A 268-nucleotide genomic window follows, 5' to 3' on the forward strand; every position below is an offset into this window, starting at 1 on the left:
TGAACGATTCCGCGCGTCGACACGCTGACCCATGCGGAATGGATGTCTTTCGCGCGGACCCAGCGGCATCGACTGATCTCTCGGCCCGGAATAGGCTCGATGTCATCGGGAATACGCGCGGCGAATACATAGTGGCGAGTCCGGGCACCCCAGAACTCGAAGATGTAGTGAAGCGCGAGATCGGTCAGTTGCGTTTCTTCCAGAAGTTCGCGAATGGCCGCTGCCGCGACGGATTCACCAGGCTTGCATCGGCCGCCGGGCAGCGCCC

The 268-nt window shown here is 61.9% G+C and carries 1 protein-coding gene; it reads right to left on the reverse strand.

The genetic code is table 11. The features are described 5' to 3' along the window. Window positions 1-268: NUDIX domain-containing protein (locus SB772_RS41560; protein WP_410838718.1), on the reverse strand; the 268-nt coding region annotated here is incomplete at both ends.

It is taken from the genome of Paraburkholderia sp. SIMBA_030, assembly GCF_046535245.1.
Lineage (GTDB): Bacteria > Pseudomonadota > Gammaproteobacteria > Burkholderiales > Burkholderiaceae > Paraburkholderia.